The 17,464-nt window shown below is 54.3% G+C and carries 15 protein-coding genes and 4 tRNA genes; 5 read left to right on the forward strand and 14 right to left on the reverse strand.

Annotated elements, in window-relative coordinates; all coding sequences use genetic code 11:
• The first annotated feature begins 50 nt into the window (after positions 1–50).
• Positions 51–1,064 carry an alcohol dehydrogenase gene (locus VMJ32_13420; protein ID HTQ40022.1) on the forward strand — a complete coding sequence of 338 codons (1,014 nt, stop codon included), beginning with the start codon at positions 51–53 and terminating at the stop codon, positions 1,062–1,064.
• 103 nt (positions 1,065–1,167) lie between these two features.
• Here the strand turns inward: VMJ32_13420 and VMJ32_13425 are convergent, their stop codons facing one another.
• Positions 1,168–2,868 (reverse strand): SpoIIE family protein phosphatase, encoded by a 1,701-nt coding sequence (locus tag VMJ32_13425; GenBank protein ID HTQ40023.1) that lies wholly within the window; start codon positions 2,866–2,868, stop codon positions 1,168–1,170.
• A gap of 217 nt (positions 2,869–3,085) precedes the next feature.
• Between VMJ32_13425 and VMJ32_13430 the strand changes: the two genes are divergently transcribed.
• A tRNA-Gln gene (locus VMJ32_13430) sits at positions 3,086–3,156 on the forward strand.
• Positions 3,157–3,405: 249 nt separating this feature from the next.
• Here the strand turns inward: VMJ32_13430 and VMJ32_13435 are convergent.
• The 6 genes from VMJ32_13435 to VMJ32_13460 form a co-directional block, all read right to left on the reverse strand.
• The gene (locus VMJ32_13435) at positions 3,406–3,750 is read right to left on the reverse strand and encodes a hypothetical protein (protein ID HTQ40024.1); all 345 of its coding nucleotides are present in this window, start codon (positions 3,748–3,750) and stop codon (positions 3,406–3,408) included.
• Between the two features lie 103 nt (positions 3,751–3,853).
• Positions 3,854–4,240, reverse strand: coding sequence for a VOC family protein (locus VMJ32_13440; protein ID HTQ40025.1), 387 nt, complete (start codon positions 4,238–4,240; stop codon positions 3,854–3,856).
• A 300-nt stretch (positions 4,241–4,540) separates the two neighbouring features.
• On the reverse strand, positions 4,541–5,704 hold the full coding sequence (locus VMJ32_13445) for a Clp protease N-terminal domain-containing protein (protein HTQ40026.1): 1,164 nt from the start codon (positions 5,702–5,704) through the stop codon (positions 4,541–4,543).
• Between the two features lie 72 nt (positions 5,705–5,776).
• Positions 5,777–7,486 carry an alpha/beta hydrolase-fold protein gene (locus tag VMJ32_13450; protein ID HTQ40027.1) on the reverse strand — a complete coding sequence of 570 codons (1,710 nt, stop codon included), beginning with the start codon at positions 7,484–7,486 and terminating at the stop codon, positions 5,777–5,779.
• On the reverse strand, positions 7,483–7,827 hold the full coding sequence (locus tag VMJ32_13455; GenBank protein ID HTQ40028.1) for a helix-turn-helix transcriptional regulator: 345 nt from the start codon (positions 7,825–7,827) through the stop codon (positions 7,483–7,485). Before VMJ32_13455 ends, VMJ32_13450 begins: the two co-directional genes overlap by 4 nt.
• Before the next feature lie 736 nt (positions 7,828–8,563).
• Complete coding sequence (locus tag VMJ32_13460; protein HTQ40029.1) at positions 8,564–9,190, reverse strand: type IV toxin-antitoxin system AbiEi family antitoxin domain-containing protein; 627 nt, start codon at positions 9,188–9,190, stop codon at positions 8,564–8,566.
• A gap of 468 nt (positions 9,191–9,658) precedes the next feature.
• Here VMJ32_13460 and VMJ32_13465 point away from each other — a divergent pair, with 468 nt between their 5' ends.
• From VMJ32_13465 to VMJ32_13475, 3 genes are all read left to right on the forward strand, one after another.
• On the forward strand, positions 9,659–10,045 hold the full coding sequence (locus VMJ32_13465; GenBank protein HTQ40030.1) for a BlaI/MecI/CopY family transcriptional regulator: 387 nt from the start codon (positions 9,659–9,661) through the stop codon (positions 10,043–10,045).
• Positions 10,042–12,336, forward strand: coding sequence for a M56 family metallopeptidase (locus VMJ32_13470; GenBank protein HTQ40031.1), 2,295 nt, complete (start codon positions 10,042–10,044; stop codon positions 12,334–12,336). Before VMJ32_13465 ends, VMJ32_13470 begins: the two co-directional genes overlap by 4 nt.
• A 263-nt stretch (positions 12,337–12,599) precedes the next feature.
• On the forward strand, positions 12,600–13,595 hold the full coding sequence (locus VMJ32_13475) for an SEC-C domain-containing protein (GenBank protein ID HTQ40032.1): 996 nt from the start codon (positions 12,600–12,602) through the stop codon (positions 13,593–13,595).
• A gap of 104 nt (positions 13,596–13,699) precedes the next feature.
• Here the strand turns inward: VMJ32_13475 and VMJ32_13480 are convergent, their stop codons facing one another.
• From VMJ32_13480 to VMJ32_13510, 7 genes are all read right to left on the reverse strand, one after another.
• The gene (locus VMJ32_13480) at positions 13,700–14,812 is read right to left on the reverse strand and encodes a slipin family protein (GenBank protein ID HTQ40033.1); all 1,113 of its coding nucleotides are present in this window, start codon (positions 14,810–14,812) and stop codon (positions 13,700–13,702) included.
• A 662-nt stretch (positions 14,813–15,474) separates the two neighbouring features.
• Positions 15,475–15,546: transfer RNA gene (locus tag VMJ32_13485), tRNA-Cys, on the reverse strand.
• Between the two features lie 57 nt (positions 15,547–15,603).
• Positions 15,604–15,780: an SEC-C metal-binding domain-containing protein gene (locus VMJ32_13490; protein HTQ40034.1), complete on the reverse strand. Its 177-nt coding sequence runs from the start codon at positions 15,778–15,780 to the stop codon at positions 15,604–15,606.
• A gap of 166 nt (positions 15,781–15,946) precedes the next feature.
• Entirely contained in the window at positions 15,947–16,411 is a 465-nt protein-coding gene (locus tag VMJ32_13495; GenBank protein HTQ40035.1) for a hypothetical protein, read from the reverse strand.
• 185 nt (positions 16,412–16,596) lie between these two features.
• A tRNA-Thr gene (locus VMJ32_13500) sits at positions 16,597–16,670 on the reverse strand.
• Between the two features lie 11 nt (positions 16,671–16,681).
• A tRNA-Trp gene (locus VMJ32_13505) sits at positions 16,682–16,751 on the reverse strand.
• Between the two features lie 34 nt (positions 16,752–16,785).
• Entirely contained in the window at positions 16,786–17,382 is a 597-nt protein-coding gene (locus VMJ32_13510; GenBank protein ID HTQ40036.1) for an HNH endonuclease, read from the reverse strand.
• Between the last annotated feature and the right edge of the window lie 82 nt (positions 17,383–17,464).

Raw genomic sequence — 17,464 nt, forward strand, 5'->3', positions numbered from 1 at the left:
GCGGACAGAAAAATCACCTACACCTATGCAAACCAGCGAAGGAGAGCTTCATGGCTACCATGCGCGTGGCGCAAGTTTCGCGTCCGAAGGGTCCTTTCGAATTAGTCGAACGGCCCATTCCGGAACCCGCCGCCGGCTGGGTCCGGATCAAAGTGCAAGCCTGCGGCATCTGTCACAGCGATAGCATTGTGAAAGAAGGATCGTTTCCGAACATTCCCTACCCACGCGTGCCCGGTCATGAAGTGGCGGGCGTCATCGATGCCGTAGGGCAGGGGGTGGCCGCATGGCAGAAGGGGCAGCGCGTGGGCGTGGGTTGGTTCGGCGGTAACTGCGGCTACTGCGATTTCTGCCGCCGCGGCGAATTTTTTGCCTGCAGCAATCTCAAAACCACCGGCATTTCGCACGACGGCGGATACGCCGAATACATGGTCGCGCCCGCCAGTTCGGTCGCGCTGATGCCAAATGATTTATCGCCCGTCGAGGCTGCGCCCTTGATGTGCGCTGGCGTGACGACTTTCAACGCACTACGAAACAGCGGCGCGCGGGGCGGCGACGTCGTGGCCGTTTTCGGCCTGGGCGGGCTGGGACATTTAGGCGTGCAATACGCCGCGAAGATGGGTTTTCGCACCGTGGCCATTGCGAGGGGAAAAGACAAGGAACCGCTGGCCAAAAAATTGGGTGCGGCGATTTACATTGACAGCGCAGCCGGCGATGCCGCGGCGGAACTGCAGAAACTGGGCGGCGCCAAAGCGATTTTGGCTACCGTGACCAGCGGCGAAGCAATGAGCGCCATCACCTATGGGTTGGCCATGAACGGCACGATCCTGGTGATTGGAGCGGACTCGTCGATGGAAGTGTCGCCAATATTTCTGTTGACGGGCTGCCGGTCGGTTAAAGGCTGGTACAGCGGCACTTCGATCGATTCGCAAGATACTCTGTCCTTTAGCGCCCGTAGCGGCGTGCGGTCGATGAACGAAGTGTTGCCGTTCGATCGCGCGGCCGAAGGTTACGACCGGATGATCAGCGGGAAGGCTCGGTTCCGTGTCGTGCTGACCATGGGGTAGCAGTGCATCTCTGGAAGGCGTGACGGATAGAGTGGCCGCTGTCTCTGCGGCTGAGGACAGCCACCCCATTCACAAAATTTACACCAGCCGGCAGACGAGAATGTTACGCATCGCGGCCGAAAACCACTAGGCACATGTCGTCACTTTGAGCCCGATTGTTGGCGTGCCGCTTCACGTCGTCTAAGATCGTACGACCCAGCGTGGCAGCGTTTTCGGCGTCCTTTTCTTCTTGCGCTTTCAGCCGCTCCAGGGTGTACAGCTCGTTGTCGGGATTCAGAGCTTCGCTAATGCCGTCAGTAAACAGTGTAATGACTTCGCCGGGGGCTAAGGTCAGCTCGGCGGCGTCATACGTGAAGCCATCGGTAACTCCCAAAGGAAGACCGGAAATCTCCGGAGCCACTTCTTCAACTTTGCCAACGCCGTGTCGCACAAACGGCGGCATGTGCCCTGCGTTGACAAGGGTGACCATATTCGTTTTTGGGTCCAACAGTGCCAGCACAAACGTGGCAAAGCGGCCTTCCCAGCCGGCGCTACAAAAACTTTCGTTGATCCGGTTCACCGCCTCGGCGGCCGTGGGCTCGCTGGCGAGAGAGTATCGAACCTCGGCGGACAGCTTGGCCATCACCAACGCGGCGGCCACGCCTTTGCCGGAAACGTCGGCCAGCACCACCGCCACGCGGCCGTCTCGCAGCGGCACATAATCGTAAAAATCGCCGCCGACTTCGTTGGCCGCTTCATAGAAATCGAAAAACTGATAACCCTCCACCATCGGCGGCGCAGTGGGCAGCAGGCTTTTTTGCACTTGTCGGGCGGCGTTCAAATCGGCCTGCACTTTTTGCTGTTGCAGTTGCCGTTCGTGCAGTCGAGCATTCTCAATCGCGAACGCCGCCTGCGAAGCCACGCTGGCCAGCACGTCCAAATCGTCGTTGGTAAAACGGGCCCGTTGATCGAGCGTGTCGATTTGAATCACCCCCAGCACGTTCCCCTCGCCGGTGACCAGCGGCGCACACATCATGGAGCGGATGCGGAAATCGGCAATGCTTTGGCTCAGCTCAAAGCGCGCGTCGCTGGCGGCATCGGCCGAAAGAATGGCATGCCGCTGCTTGACCACCTCGTTAATAATGGTCCGGCTCATCCGGGCGCCTTCCTCTTCTTTTCCCTTGCGCTGCTTAAACGCTTTGGGAATCAACCGGCCTTCGGCCGTGCACAGGACCACAAAACCCCGATCGGCCTGCGCAAAAATGTTGAACAAACTGTCCAGCACCTTCGGCAAAATTTGTTCCAAGGCCGTCGCCTGGCTGAGATTCTGCGTGATCTCGATCAAAGCCCGCAATTTGGTTTCCGGGTTCACCGTCAGCCGCGCGGTATCGGCGCTGGAAGTCAGGTCGATCTTCCACATCACCGTGCTGCTGCGGCTCACCTGGGCATTATCTTCCGTGACTTCAAACGGGCTGGCTTCCAGCGCCGCCCCGTCCCCCGCCGCACCGGCGCCGACCGCCGCCCGAGCGGGCGCATTGTCCGAGTGGAACGCCAGCGTATGATCGCAGATTTTCAACTCATCGCCGTCGTGCAGCGGCTGCGGCGCTTGCACCAATTGGCCGTTTACCAAGGTGCCGTTGCGACTGCGAAGATCTTCGATGACATACTCGCCGTCGATGTACGAGATTTGCGCATGTTGTCGGCTGACGGCTCCCTGATCGAGCACGATATCACACTCTGGATGCCGGCCCAAAATAGATTTTTGCTCAGGCAGGGTCAGCTGCTGACCGGTGCGATCGCCATTCAAATATTCCAAAATGGCCATAAGAGCCCACAAGGTGGCAGGCACCGTAAGGACTAGGGCGCGGTGCAAACAGTTTGCCGCAGCCAAGATCACCCGCGAACCCATCTTGCCGCGCGATCCTCGATTTTACGAAGGCTTCACCGGGAGCGTCAACCGGCGGCAGCGAAGGCAATGGTGGCAATTCTATTGACGCACCCCGACGGCCGCTTTACGCTTAACTGCCCTGAATCGGAGATTCTGGGGAATAGTGTAACGGTAGCACGAATGGCTCTGGACCATTTAGTCTAGGTTCAAATCCTAGTTCCCCAGCTTTTTGCCACACAAAACCCATGCTTTGGCGACACAAATGCCACACAGGGAACTAGGTTGTCAACGCAATCACTATAGAGTTTGCATGGCATTAGGACACCAATTCACTCGGTCCGATAAGTGGATTGCTTCCGAAGTGTCTCTTAACAACTGCAAAACGCTGGTAAAATCGACCTCGTTATCAATCGCTACTCTGTGTGAATCCGGCTAGAACACAATCTGGCTGATTGTTTTTGTACTCTCCGGATTTCAAATCACAGCTTCCATATAGGGACGGATTACGTTCGTCATGCGGCACACTTTGGCAGCCTTCCAAAGTTCGTCGCTGCTGGCCAGCTTTTTGCGCCAGCAGTCACGCAGCGCTTCCAGTGCCACATCCAGTCCCACTTGGTTGCGGAATTTGAAACAGTCGGCCACCGTCTTGGCGGGAGAGTAAATCTTCACGTCTACACCGTCAATCCGATGGGCTTGAATGCCGAAGCGCTGCGCCGCATCAGCATATCGCACAATCCGCAGTGGCGGATACTCGATTTTCGGCGGGCGAGTTTTTTTGGGGATTGCCAGCCAGATCTGATGCGGGTTTTCCGTGGTCATCTCGTGAAAGGCCAGCGCCCAGCAGGCGGACCACTCCTTGCGGCGTTCGTTTGGCGACCTCGGCGAGCCGCGCGAAACGGCTCGGCTTAGCAATTCGCCTTCTTTATTGGCCGGGAGGCGGTTGCCACAACTCGATCTTATTCTCCTCGGGATCGATGACCCAGGCAAACGTACCGTATTCAGATTCGTCAATCTTGTCGAGGACGTTGCAGCCCTCTTCTTTAAGAACCTTGACAAGACCGTGAAGGTCTTCGACACGATAGTTGACCATAAAGGATGCCTTGCTTGGAGCGAAGTGGTTGCTTTCCGTAGGATCAATCAACCAGGCAGTGGTCCCAGCGGTGGGTTTGCCCTCCGCATCGGTCCAGTTGAAGGCTGCACCTCCCCATTCCTGCACGTCGATGCCGAGGTGACGCTTGTACCAGGCCTGCAACGCAGGCGCGTCTTTAGCCTTGAAGAAGATGCCGCCGATGCCAGTGACTCGCTTCATCTCGACCTCCCATAACGCGTGGTTTGAAAGTGCTTTCTGCGGCCTGACTTGTAATCATCTAGCCAGATTACGGAGACATTAAGCGCCCATGGATTCCTATATCCTGAAGCATTACAAGCGCACGAAGTTGGCCCGCAGTGGGGGCAACCATTCCATTAAGATACGAATGGTCGTGCCTTTGCACCCTGTTCCGTTCCGAAAGGCCTATCGGGCATACACGAGAGGCCGTCAATGACAGATTATCCAGTGCGTTGGTTAAGCGATGCATAAATTTATATTTGGCTGGAAATAGAAAGAAAATCATTTCGTGTTCAAACACGCCCATAAAGTTTCACGAATCTCCCTCAGCCCGCGATATTGCGCCAATTCATACTCCGTTGCGGCGACAACTAAGGCGATTGCGCACATCGGCAACAGCGACTGGGCAACTCTGGCGCAGTTCCACGTTGTCGTTGCGACGAAGCTGATGCCACCGATGAAAGTGACAGCTATGATCAACAAAATGCACAAAATTACTCGGCTCAGTGATTTGGAACTCCAAATCGGTCCGTACAGAGCATCACGCGTTTTATAGTAAAGCAGACCAAGCACAAATTGAACCGTCGGCATAAATGTTAGGACTGCCGCCGTGGTCCGAACAATTTCCCACGATACTCCTCGCCAACCAGAGAAGTATGCTGTGGCCCCAATGCTGACGAAACACACGACGGCCAGGATGATGAATGACTGTAGCGACTGACGAAACATAAATTGCGCGGCTGATTCCGGCGCGCGCCAGCCGAACCAGTTTTCGACGTAGCGCCTGCGGCGCTCGGACACGGGCAAAACTGCTGCCAATTCCTGGGCCAATTCTGACGGATCACCGAAGCGGCTGGCCGCTTCTTTCATCGCCGCCGCTGGATTGTGCAGTCGTTCGTACTCTTCGCTATAGATTGCCGTTAAATGCGCGAACAGTTCCTCACGTGCGTCCTGTTTCCAAGCAGTGCCTGCCGGCACGGGGCCAACGGCGCGTTCCACCAATTGCATTCGTTCCCGAAAATTGCGAAATACTCCCTCGATGACCTGACCAATATGCTGACCCAGGTTTTGCAAAACTCGAGGGGCCACGCCTTCCCGCTCGCGATATAGCCCTAGAAGCAGATGCTCGGGGTCGATGGACGGAACGTTCATGAAAGCGGCCTCGTCGCAGGCGAATTCGATGGCGCGTTGTGCCCGGGTCGTCATAGGGAGCGCGCCGGTAGCGATGCGTTTCGGACCGCGTTGGGCGAGCCGTTCGATCTCTTGCCGAACCTCAGCTGCAGCGATGCCCAATGTCTTGAAGGCGTCGATTACAATGGCAGAGCCTATTTGAATAAGCCCTAAGAGGATGTGTTCCGTGCCGACGTATTCGTGATGTAAATCACGCGCTTCGAGTTCAGCCCGGCCCAGAACCTTCTTTGCTGCTTCTGAAAAGTTGTTAGCCATCTCGTTTTGCTCCTAGCAACTCGTCTCGCGAATTGGTCTGTAATAGGGTCTTTATTCAATCAATTAAGATGATCAGTTTTGCGCTGGCTTAGCCGTCAGCGCGATGAGTCCATCGGCAAGAGTCCCGCGCCACGTTTGATAATCGTGTCCGCCGCTGAATTCGGAATACTGCACGGCGTATCCCTTGGCCTCTAGGACATCCCGAAAACGACGGTTTTCAGCGAGCAAGCTGAAAGGAAAACTGTCTTCGAACCGCCCCGCTTCAAGATAGAACCGAATCGGCTGCTGCGGCGCCATCGCATATTGGCGCGTCAGCCAACCCGGTTCCGCGCCAGGTGGAATCGATTCCCCAAGGGCACCGGGAAACCATTGATAGGACCCGGATTGTGATAACACGTTACCGAATACCTCCGGGTAACGAAGTGCACAGAATGCCCCCATCAGCCCTCCCTGGCTCAGACCTCCTATGATCGTGTTTTTTGGATCGGCACTAACGTGATACGTGCTTTGCAACCAGGGGACCAATTCCTTAGCGATAAAGTCGGCAAACGGTTCCGAGCAAGCCAACTCTGTTGCGCGATTTTGTGAAGCGTGTGTCACGAATACCGCCACCAGCGGTGGAATTTTGCCCTTGTCGATCAGGTTATCGAGAATTGTCGGTCCCGGGATCTCATCGCTTGATTCATAAGACGGCCCATCAAACAAAATAAGCAGCCCAGGCTTCTTTGCGTCGCTGTCGGGTTTCGCAGGAGTGTAGACCGTCAACACGCGCTGCTGTTTTAGGATTTCGCTTTGAAACTTCCGTTCCGCCAATTGCCCCTCAGGCACTTCGGGAATTCGTTCGAGCCACGGTTGGTGGGGGGCTGCGGGCATTTCCAGTAGCGATTTCAAGCTCGACTGGATCGTCACCTCATGCGGATTCAAGGGATCGAGTTTGGGTACCAATCGCAGCATCAGTTTGAACTGACTTAGTTGGTCTTCTGGCAGATTCGTAGGCCAGTTAATTTGAAATGAATATGCGAACCGAGCATCATTCGGAATCCGTTCGGTTCGATACCAAATGTCGGAACCGTCTAAATGGGCAAGAGGCTTGTCCTTCTCGCCTGTGGGTAGACCGCCGCTGAGGCCGACACGATGTGTTTTATCATTGCCGCGCCAAACAAACGTCACCCAAGAATCATGCGGGTCGTCGGGAATAGGCTCAATCAGCGGCGCTTTCTCCTGCAGATTTTTCCAAAACTGCTCGACCACGACGTGATCGCCGTTCTTTAACTCCTTTGCCAAGGCCGCCAGGTGAGGACTCTTCAACGACTCGCTGGGTTCCCTGAAATCTTCCTCAGGCAGGATCGCCTTCGAAATTTTCTTGGCGGTTAGCTTGTCGGCGCCTTGCCCAAGGACCAGGCCGATAACTTGCCCTTTCTCATCCTGCTGGATGGTGAAGTGCGCCTCAACGATCTTCCAAAAAAATTTCGTTTCGCTTTCGGGAAAGACTTCCAACCGCGGCTGGCCTGTAATCTGAGCGAAAAGGTGCTGTCGTTCGCGGTCGAGCACAAGAATCGCATTCGGGCCTAACTCATATTGCCCGACATAAGTGTCCAGCAGCTTTGGATCGATGGATATCACATGCTGCCGTTGGGGATCTGAAGCTACCTGATTTGATGATTCTTTGGCAGTTTTTACGGGTTCTTCTGCACGGATCACCTCAATCGGCAGTTGAATCGGAAACAATAACAACATCACGATCCAACGGATCGACTCACGAAACAAGCGGATCTTGATCATGTCAATCCTCCCAATATCGTTCCCAAAACCTGCACAAATTGTCGCCACTCCGCTCGACCCGCGCTCAATTGCCGCTTGCCCTTAGTAGTCAGCCGATAGATTCTGCGCCGCGCGCCGCGACGTCCGTGTTGCTCTTTTTCCCAAACTGCCTGCACGTCGCCAGCGGATTCAAGCCGGTATAAAGCCGGATAGAGCGAGCCCTCTTTGAGCTGCAGCAATCCACAGCCAGCGGCCTCTAATCGGTGCAGGATTTCCAGTCCGTGGGCGTCACCACGTTCGAGCGCCGACAGGATCATCGCTTCCAAATGACCGCGCAATTTGTCGCCATGGATCGTAGTCACGCCGTAATACTAGACAGTCTATAATTAAGAGTCAAGAGGCCAGCCGCACCGTTCGGCCGAGACCGCTTTCCGTTGTCCAAAAGCGTTTGAAATTTAGTTGTTGATCCAGGTTAGATACGACTTGGCGATTAAAGTCGCTATTGCCCGAACGGTGCTAATTCATCGAATCAGACGACGATTTAGGCTTAATTATGGATGCGCAGGCGATACAAACAATTGATGGTTGCCACGCAACCCAAATGCGGCGGGTGAAGAACTCAAATTCAGTGTCTGATCAGTTCAGATTCGGTGCCGAAACAGTTGACGCAAAGTTGACGCAGAATGGGCTACACAAGCTCCCCATAGTCGCCCTGCAACCGCAATAGAAAATCGGTCCCGGACCTGATATAAACCATTCCGGGGACGCGAACTGCTACCCAAATGTCCTGCAAGTACAACGCGCAGTCGTTCATTTTTTGGCCGCTTCAAATCCTAGTTCCCCAGCTTTTTGCCATGCAAAACCCACGCTTTGGCGATGCAAATGCCACACAGGGAACTAGGTTGTTAGCGCAATCACGATTGATTTTGCATAGCATTAGGACACCAATTCACTTGGTCCGATAAGTGGATTGCTTCCGAATTCGCCGTGTCTCATAACAACTGCAAAGCGCTGGCAAAATCGAACTCGTTATCAATCGCTACTGTGTGAATCCGGCTTGGACACAATCTGGTAACTTGCTTTTCGGCTGACCGGATTTCAAATGACAGCTTCCATGTAGGGGCGGATGACATGCGTCATGCGGCAAACTTTAGCAGCCTTCCACAGCTCGTCGCCGGTGGCCAGCTTTTTACGCCAGCAATCGCGCAGCGCTTCCAGCGCCACATCCAGTCCCACTTGGTTGCGGAATTTGAAGCAGTCGGCCACCGTCTTGGCGGGAGAGTAAATCTTCACCTGCACGCCGTCAAGCGGATGGACCTGGATGCCGAACCGCTGCGCTGCATCAGCATATCGCACAATGCGCAGGGGCGGATACTCAATTTTCGGCGGACGAGATTTTTTGGGAATCGCCAGCCAGATTTCATGCGGGTTTTCTGTGGTCAGGCCGTGAAAGGCCAGCGCTGACAGCAGGCAGACCACAGCCTGCGGCGTGCGTTTGGCAACTTCGGCGAGCTGCGCGAAGCGGCCTGATTTGGCCTTCGCCAGGCGATACAGTCCGCGTCCGGGTCGTTCCAGGATGCCTTCCACATAGAGCTTGTTCAGGTACTCGGGGGCAATCCCCAGAGGTTCCAGGTCCCGGGGGCGCAGAAGCCCATTTTTACGGGCGAGCGTGAGAATTTGCTCCCGTTTTTGCCCGGCATCGTTAGTTAGATTATGTCGTACCATATTAATATCTACCTACATAATCTTACCACGCAATTTGGCAGGAGGGAACGAGAAACGATTAGGGGCCAAAACCCCTCAAAATCGGCCAACAAAGGCAGCTCGGACTGGAGGGAGCAGGGGAGGGACTCATTGCAGGCCTTCTCTGGCCTTCCTCGTCGGGGCCAAGGGCCTTCGGCCTCAGCGGGGCGAGCCCCGACGATGAATGCCGACGAAGGCAGGTGAAAACCAAACGGAAAAAGCCCATGAAAACGACCGCGTTACCACGACACACCGTGGGGACAGCAATGCCACCCGGCGCTTAATAGTTTTGAGAATAAATCGCTTGCCCAATCGGACCTGTCGTAAATCATGGCGAGAAACTCGCCTTGACGAAGAGGAACGTTGCATGGTATTTGGTTATCCGAATTTGCTAAACCAAATTAGCGTGTCAATTCAGCGATGAAATCAATGTTTTAGGAGAACCGCCTCATGGCCCGACCCGCTGCAAAGGAACTCACTCATCGCGAATTGGAAGTCTTGCAGGCGTTTTGGCAAAACGGTGAGTTGACTGCATCCGAAGCTCGTGACCAACTGGCAAAGCGAGGCCTAGACCTAGCCTATGTGACGGTCGCCAACCTGGTGCGAATCGTGGAAGACAAGGGATTCTTAATCAAGACGAATCAGGAACGGCCGTTTACTTATCGTGCGGCAAGGTCGTTCGATGATGTTTCGGACAGTTTGGTACATGATCTTGTCCGCCGCGTGTTCAAAGGTTCGCGCGAGCAATTATTGCTGAATGTGTTGAAGCGACGGCGACTGACGGCCAAAGAGCGTGTTCTGTTGCGAGAAATACTCGACGAGGAGTCAGAAACATGAATTCACTGAGCATTGACCTGGTTTTTTCACTGCTGCACGCTTCGGTAGTGGTCGTTGGAGTGCTGCTGGTGCGATCCTGTGTTCCAAGTCGTTTCATCGCCAGCCGAGCAGGCGTCGGCGGGGTTGGTTTGGGCTGCGTTCTGTTGGTGACCGTGCTGACATTTCTGCCCCTGCCGTACATTGGGCCAATTTCAAGCAGTGCTCTGCCGCAAGCAGACCAAACATTCTCCAAATTCGCAAAACCTCCTGAGGCCACTGCGACCTTCCCATCTCGTACCTCGGGATCGGAAACTACCGTTAAAACGACTGCAAGCGGCTTGTCCATTCCCGTGACTTGGCTGCATCGCATCAGCAACAGCGTTACCACTTCAATAACCACCGTCGATGCTGCGCCACGAATCTTCCTAAATGTTTTCATTGCAATCTTACTTTTCGGCATCGCCATCAACCTGCTGCGGTTCTCAGCAGCGCTGTATCACGTGCATCGGTTGTACAAAAAAAGCATCGTCATTGCAGACGAGGGTGTCGCTAGACTGTTGGAGGAGTTTCAAACTCGTTGCAATTACCGGCGCAAAATTGAACTACGAGAAAGCACCGAATTAAACAGCGCCGCCACGTTTGGGTTTCTGAAGCCAGTGATCCTGTTTCCGACTGCCTGGAGACTGTGGTTGCACGATGAACTGGCTGCAGTTTTGGCTCACGAAGTGGCCCACATCCGACGGCATGATTTTTTACAACGATTGATTTCCCAGTTTTGTGTAGCCCTTCACTGCTATCATCCGTTAGTCAAAGCGACGGCTCGGCGGCTGGCCATCGATCAGGAATACGCCGCTGATAATTTGGCCAGCCATTTGCAAACGAACAGCCAAACCTACATTCGCGGTTTGGCAAAATTGGCTTTACGATTTCATGACTCGTTTCTGGACTGCCCGGCATCACTCATGCCCAACTCATCCGATTACCTTGCAAGGAGGCTTCAAATGTTGCGAACTAAGGAAGGTTCTGTCCGCCATCACCACACGTCACTCGTGACGACATGCGCCACGCTCATGATTGTTGTTATTACTCTGGCTACCGCATTGCTCTACAGTTCAATATCTCTGGCCGACAAGCCAAAAGCAAATTCACAATCTCCCCGAATTGCATCGCTCCCCAATGCAACCCCGAGCGCTACGCAGACATCGAAGTCCGATCGTTCCGCATCGGATGCTGATTCTGCAAAAGTGAAGTCGGCAGTCGATCAACAAGTCGAACCACTGTTTGTCCGCAGCCCATTTGATCTATCAATTCTGCAACACGCTGATGAAGGTGCTGCTCTGATTCGCTTAGGCGAAATATTACGCCATCCTGATATTGCGCCGCTAGTCGATGGGTACAACTCGCAGTTGACCAACGCTCTGCGCGGGTGGACCAAAAAAAACACCTCGGTCGATCTGCGGCAAGTCGAGTGGATTGCATTCTGTACGACCGTGACGATTAAAGCTGCCACTCCCGACCAGAATCAGTCTGACAAAAAAGTGCCAGATAAGGATGGGCCGCACGGCACCTTGATGCTGGGTGCAGGCTACATGTATATCCGCATGGCGCATGCTGCGAATTGGCAGCAGATCGTTTTAGATAGCGTCCCCGGATCAACGCTGGAAACGTTTGAGGGGCATCAATATGTCCACATGCCGAAAATCACATTTCTGGGTCCCTCTGGTTTCCGGCTACGATTTCCTGACGACAGAACCGTTGTTTGGGCCTGCGATTACAAACCGGAAGACGCCGAGGAGTCAAACAAACTGTTTTTCGACGACAAACCTCGAACAGAACCCTATGCTTGGGAATCAACCTGGCGCGGGGTCGAAGGTGGTTTGATCACTTTCGTTTTTGACCACACCAAAGACGGCTGGTCAAAACTACCCGAACCTAATCGCCATCAACAAGAATGCCCCGAACAGGTCTTGCCACTTGTGGATGAGGCCAAGTACTACGCCTTAGGCTGGGACTGCACCGAAAAGAGCCGAGAGACGGGCATTAAAATTCGCGCGACCTGCGACGATGATACTACGGTTCAGAAATTCTATCTTGCAGCATCGCTCCTGTTGAATCGCTGGCCCGATTTGTTCCAAGACAGCCCGAAAAACCTAGAAACATATCACACTCGGTTAATTCAATTCTTCTCCGGGATAAAAATCCAAGCTAGTCCCGTTAGCAGCGACCAGCACTTTATAGAGATGACGGGCGATGCTGGGCTAAAAGAAGGTGAGTTGAAATTGATCGCGCAACAAATCTTTAGTGGCATTTGATGCGATCTTCCCGATTGCAGCGTGATTACGACATAAGAGAATCGGCCGGATAGTGCGAATCTATCCGGCCGATCTTTTGGATTTCAAGGCGATAGCCGGGGTGCTGACCGCACTGGATTCTTAAGTTGGCTGCACCAAGTCCGAACGGATTCTTTGCGAACAAAGCATGTTTTTTTACTGGCTCGAATTAAACTATAAAGCTTCACCACTTTGCTCGTTCTAAAACTCTCCCCACTCATCTGCATTGCGTTGGGATGAAATTTATGGCGGAAAAACTATCACGTAATGCGCCATGCCCGTGCGGCAGCGGTAAGAAATACAAACACTGCTGCATCCGCAAAGACTTCGAGTGGGTAGAAATGGACGACGGCACGATTGGACGAAGCGTGGAATTGTCGGACGATGTCAGGGAATCACTTGAAAAACTCCGAGAGCACCAAAGGCGAGCCTTCGGCCGAGAGCCGGAAGGCGCATTTGAAGGTGCACCGCCCTTTGAACATATTGAGCACTGGACCGTTGAAGCCATGAAAAAAGGCAACGTGGATCCGGCTCTGATCTATGCCTATGAAAAAACCAATGGTTTGCTGCTCAATCACCACAATGAGAATAAGCTGCCTGATTGCGAGATTGCTGAGTGGGAGGCCGCCATTGATGAATACGAGATTAGAACGGGAACGAAAGCAGCGCGGCGCCGCCTGACGGATGAGGACTTTGATGCCATCATGCAAAATGGTCCCGTGGACCGCCCTCAACCAGGATTTGTCATGCGACTATCGCTACCACCGCCGTTCACCAAAGAAGAATGGGGACAGCGGCAGGTGTCTGACATTATCGAGGATCAGAAGTGCTTCGATTATCTGCAAAGCTGCATTCAGGAAATCAGCCGTAGTGGAAGAGGAAAGCTCTACCTGAATATGTTCCTCACGATGGCTAATCTTGGTGGTCCAGCGAGCGGACGCAGTGACTATGAGGAAGTCTTGAAAGAAGCGACTGAACGAGACTTTTCTGTGGACGAATTAAATCACACACTTGAGTCGCTGTTTCTCACCTGCAAGCCTAAGAGTTCAATGCCAAGCGCTGCCGCAGCATTCGAGGTGCTTGGTTTCATCGGTGATTTTATGAACAGCTATGCCGAACATCTCGATGACGGGGACGAATTGTCTGATGTGCTGCAAAAGATCAACGGATTAGCACTGCTCGCTTTCATAGCCGCCGTCAACACCGAACTCGGTATTCAACCCAATACTTGGTCGGGTTAAACGTATACGTATCCTTGGATTCTGTCGGCTATTGAACACGGCGTTTGATTGACCTTAGCAAAGAGCCCGTGAGCCGGAACCTCCAGCATCACGGGCTATCTCGACTACAACAAATTGACCACGCGGTCGGCAAGGCCCTTTTCGCCGAGCAGGACGTTCAGCTTCGACGTGGCAGCAATCTTCTCCAGTACTTCCAGCTCGCGCAAACGCATGAGCGTCGGGTTGTCCTGGAGCAGCTTCGCCGTGTTGACCTGGCTGCGCATGGCGGCCGTTTCCTCGCGACGGACGATGAGGTTGGCTTCGGCAGCCTTCTTGGCCTCCGTCACCTTGTTCATCAGGTCTTTCATCTCGCCCGGCAGGATGATGTCGCGGATGCCGACCGAAATCAGTTCCAGACCAAGCGACTTGGCGCGCGGGCGGACGATTTCAGCCAGTTCATTAGCCACCGCATCCTTATCGGTCAAGAACGAATCGAGTTCGCGGGCACCGACCACGGCGCGGAGCGCTAACTGCACCTCGCGGTACAGCGCCTGCCGCACGTCGTCGGCCACGCTGACGGCCTGCCGGGCATCGACCACGCGGTAGGTCACGACAGCGTTCATCCGCAGCGTCACCTTATCGGCGGTCATGATGTCCTGGCCAGCCACGTCAAACATCGCCTCGCGCATATCTTCCTGAACAAACTTGACCGTGGCCAAGTTCTTCCAAAAAGCGTAACGACCCGGCGGCAACGTTTCGACGAAATCGCCGTCGACGAACAGCACGCCCACATGGTGTGGCTCAACCGTGCCAATTTCCAGCACGCGGTCGACCGCAGTCGAGCGCATGATGACGCGCAAGTCCGTGTGTACGAAACGCACCTTGCGGGCATCGATCACTTCGACCTTCACGGCGCGCAGTGTCGTCCAGTAGGCATACAAGCCCGGCGGCAGGATGTGGCTGAAGCGACCTTCGATCCACACCAAGGCCCGCTCATAATCCTTCAGGTCCAAAACCACCGCGCGGTCCTGCAGCGCACCCGACTTGACGATCACATCGAGCTTCTCGTGCACGAGCCACGGCTCACGCATCGAGACAACCTCGACGCGGACCTTGCTCCACGGGTCGAACAGCCAGTGGCGACCGCGCGCCAGCAGGCCCTTGAACTCCCGGTTGCGGAAGTACAGACCGATTTCGTAGCTGCGGATATTAACATACTTAAGAATTGGAGTGTTCATAGTTCACCGCCTTTCATTCTTGCTGCTGTACCGACTGACAATATCAATGGATGCGTCGTTCGCCTGATTTCAAAAAACCCGCTGGCGACGGAGCGAATTGCCGATCACACGGCTCGATGCGGAGTGCGGTTAAGTCGGAATTGATTTCAGCTCAGAGCGTAGGGCACGATTTACTGTCGAGCGCTTGCACGCTCGAATCAGCAAACCCGCGTCTGCGATCCTCTGCTAACGTCAATTACCGGCGGTATCCGCGCACTACAGGGCACGAGCACGTGCTGCTGATAGCCAGCGGCTCACTTCGGCAACCAGGTCACCCAACTGCCGACCCGAAGATCAGCCCATCGAAATTCCTCGTCACCTGATGAACACACCGAACTGCCAGCCGATCAAACAACCGTCCGACGCCGTTGGGCCTTGGTGGTGGACGCTTTCACGCCCGGAGCGAGTTTGCACTCGCGGTTTGGTACGGGAGTCGAACCCGCGACAGCCAGATTCATGGTCTGGTGCTCTAACCTCTGAGCTAACCAAGTGGTAGTCGCACACAGCCTTCGTTAGAACCCATTCGCGGAACACGTTTCGCCAATCGTTTTCGCGAGACGAATCGCGCCGCTGGCCTAGCTGCGCCAACTTTGCTTGTAATTCCTTTCTGTCTTCGTTGATGAAGACGCCGGTGGGAGTCGAACCCACTTCGAACTGCTTTGCAGGCAGTTGCCGTGCCGTCTGGCTCCAGCGTCAAAAGTTGCCCGCCGAAGCGAGCAACCAAATTCAGTCTCTAAAAGTAGTGATTACGATTAGCGCCGTCGAAACGAGCCTTTCTTCAGGCAGCATTTTTTGAATCGCTTGCCGCTACCACAGGGACACAAGTCATTTCGACCGAGCTTCTCTTCGAGCAGCTTCGTGTTGTGTACGATGCGGACACCGCGTTTGACTTTTTGCTCGGACGGGAAACCTTTCCGTCGTTTGCTCATCCGTTCGAAAAAAATGGTTGATCGTCAAAATCGTGCCTGTGCATGGGACACCTCCTTAGAAAATCATCCCGAGACAAAGAATCCGCAGTGTCCTCGCCAGGAATCGAACCTGGTCCTCGACCTTCGCGGGGTCGCATGCAAATCCGGCACACCCCGAGGACAATCTTTATTTGATTCTCAACGCTTCAACTTGCTGAAGTGCGTCACTAGGCAATTCGTTGCCATAAATTACGGATAAAATAGCTGGAAGATAAATATCGAATGCTTCTCGCGTCATTCCAATCAAGCGATCGACAGTTTCATTCTCAAGTCGATCTCCAAGCAAAGTCTCGGCGGTTTCAAACCGCAACTCTGAAGTCTCAAAGTTCATCTCGAATCCGCCACAAGGAAGTGCAGAGTTAACAAGACGGATGCTTTCAACCACTCCTGACTGACAACCTTTAGAAACACACAACCGCAATTGGCCTGTTGCCTGGAATTGACCGACTTCGTTATTAATCCTCGCAAACACACGATAGGAACCGACAATTCCAGGAAAATCCACGCAAATTGCTTGTTGCTCATCGTTGGACCAATGGCCGATTTGCAATTGCTTCATGCGCGACAGCAGCTTTTCGTACGCAGTGTTCATAAATATTGCTCCCGTTCAGTACCTCGCCGAGGAATTGAACCCCGTCTTGCAGCTTCGAACGCTGCCGTGCTATCCGTCACACTCGCAAGGCGCATTCGCTGTGCAGTATCCCGACCTGGAGTCGAACCAGGACCTGGACCTTCGGAGAGTCCAATGCGATCCGCTACACTATCGGGATGTCACAGAGCCGACGACTGGATTCGCACCAGCATTGACCGGTTTACGGGACCGGCGCCTTTCTCAATCGAGCCACGTCGGCATTTTTTCCAGCACGAGCGTGAGGATTCGAACCCCATGTGACGGCTTTGGAGGCCGCTTGCCCTCCCAGGAGCACACTCGTGTGAAGCCCAGGAGCTTTCGCTCCCGGGCTTGGTTCACTCTTCCAGCTTGACGTTCCAGTACGCCTCGCTGACGAATTTCGACCAGCTTTCAATGCGCACCGTGTGCCGGGCATACATCGGCTTCCACAATGGACGAACCGGCGTATGCCGTAGCTTCAAATTGGACTGCTGCGGTGTGCGGTCGGCCTTGCGCTTGTTGCAAGTCACGCACGCCAAGACGCAGTTTTCCCAAGTCGAAGTGCCGCCCTGCGACCGCGGCACAACGTGGTCGATCGTCAGCTCGTCGGCGCCTGGTTGTACACCGCAATACTGGCAGGTCCAATGGTCCCGCTTGAACAGGTTGCGGCGACTGAAGCTCACGGCAGCGCTCGGCAGCCGATCGTAATCGGCCAGCACGATCACCTCCGGCGTCCGTAGCCGCATTCGAATCGCCTGGATGAACGGATCGCCTTCGCGCACACGCAATTGCGACCAATCAGCCCAGGTGTAGGTCTGGTAGTTTTCTGGGTCGACCACACGCGCCGACTCGTTCCACAGCAGCACCAGCGCCCGGCCAACCGTAGCTACGTTCACCGGCTGCCAGTTGCGATTCAGCACCAGCGTCGGACGTTCGAGTGCCTTGGCAACCATGTTGATCTCCAATCGTGAATATCAAAATAAATTCGAATGCAAGATGACTTAACTACAACAACAACGTTCGCATAATTCCAAC

Source organism: Pirellulales bacterium, from assembly GCA_035499655.1.
Lineage (GTDB): Bacteria > Planctomycetota > Planctomycetia > Pirellulales > JADZDJ01 > DATJYL01.

What these genes read in the sequence shown, in the direction of transcription:
- VMJ32_13420 (HTQ40022.1), top strand. Translation starts at nt 51, where the DNA reads ATGGCTACCATGCGCGTGGCGCAAGTTTCGCGTCCGAAGGGTCCTTTC.
- VMJ32_13425 (HTQ40023.1), bottom strand. Translation starts at nt 2,868, where the DNA reads ATGGCCATTTTGGAATATTTGAATGGCGATCGCACCGGTCAGCAGCTG.
- VMJ32_13435 (HTQ40024.1), bottom strand. Translation starts at nt 3,750, where the DNA reads ATGACCACGGAAAACCCGCATCAGATCTGGCTGGCAATCCCCAAAAAA.
- VMJ32_13440 (HTQ40025.1), bottom strand. Translation starts at nt 4,240, where the DNA reads ATGAAGCGAGTCACTGGCATCGGCGGCATCTTCTTCAAGGCTAAAGAC.
- VMJ32_13445 (HTQ40026.1), bottom strand. Translation starts at nt 5,704, where the DNA reads ATGGCTAACAACTTTTCAGAAGCAGCAAAGAAGGTTCTGGGCCGGGCT.
- VMJ32_13450 (HTQ40027.1), bottom strand. Translation starts at nt 7,486, where the DNA reads ATGATCAAGATCCGCTTGTTTCGTGAGTCGATCCGTTGGATCGTGATG.
- VMJ32_13460 (HTQ40029.1), bottom strand. Translation starts at nt 9,190, where the DNA reads ATGGTACGACATAATCTAACTAACGATGCCGGGCAAAAACGGGAGCAA.
- VMJ32_13465 (HTQ40030.1), top strand. Translation starts at nt 9,659, where the DNA reads ATGGCCCGACCCGCTGCAAAGGAACTCACTCATCGCGAATTGGAAGTC.
- VMJ32_13470 (HTQ40031.1), top strand. Translation starts at nt 10,042, where the DNA reads ATGAATTCACTGAGCATTGACCTGGTTTTTTCACTGCTGCACGCTTCG.
- VMJ32_13475 (HTQ40032.1), top strand. Translation starts at nt 12,600, where the DNA reads ATGGCGGAAAAACTATCACGTAATGCGCCATGCCCGTGCGGCAGCGGT.
- VMJ32_13480 (HTQ40033.1), bottom strand. Translation starts at nt 14,812, where the DNA reads ATGAACACTCCAATTCTTAAGTATGTTAATATCCGCAGCTACGAAATC.
- VMJ32_13490 (HTQ40034.1), bottom strand. Translation starts at nt 15,780, where the DNA reads ATGAGCAAACGACGGAAAGGTTTCCCGTCCGAGCAAAAAGTCAAACGC.
- VMJ32_13495 (HTQ40035.1), bottom strand. Translation starts at nt 16,411, where the DNA reads ATGAACACTGCGTACGAAAAGCTGCTGTCGCGCATGAAGCAATTGCAA.
- VMJ32_13510 (HTQ40036.1), bottom strand. Translation starts at nt 17,382, where the DNA reads ATGGTTGCCAAGGCACTCGAACGTCCGACGCTGGTGCTGAATCGCAAC.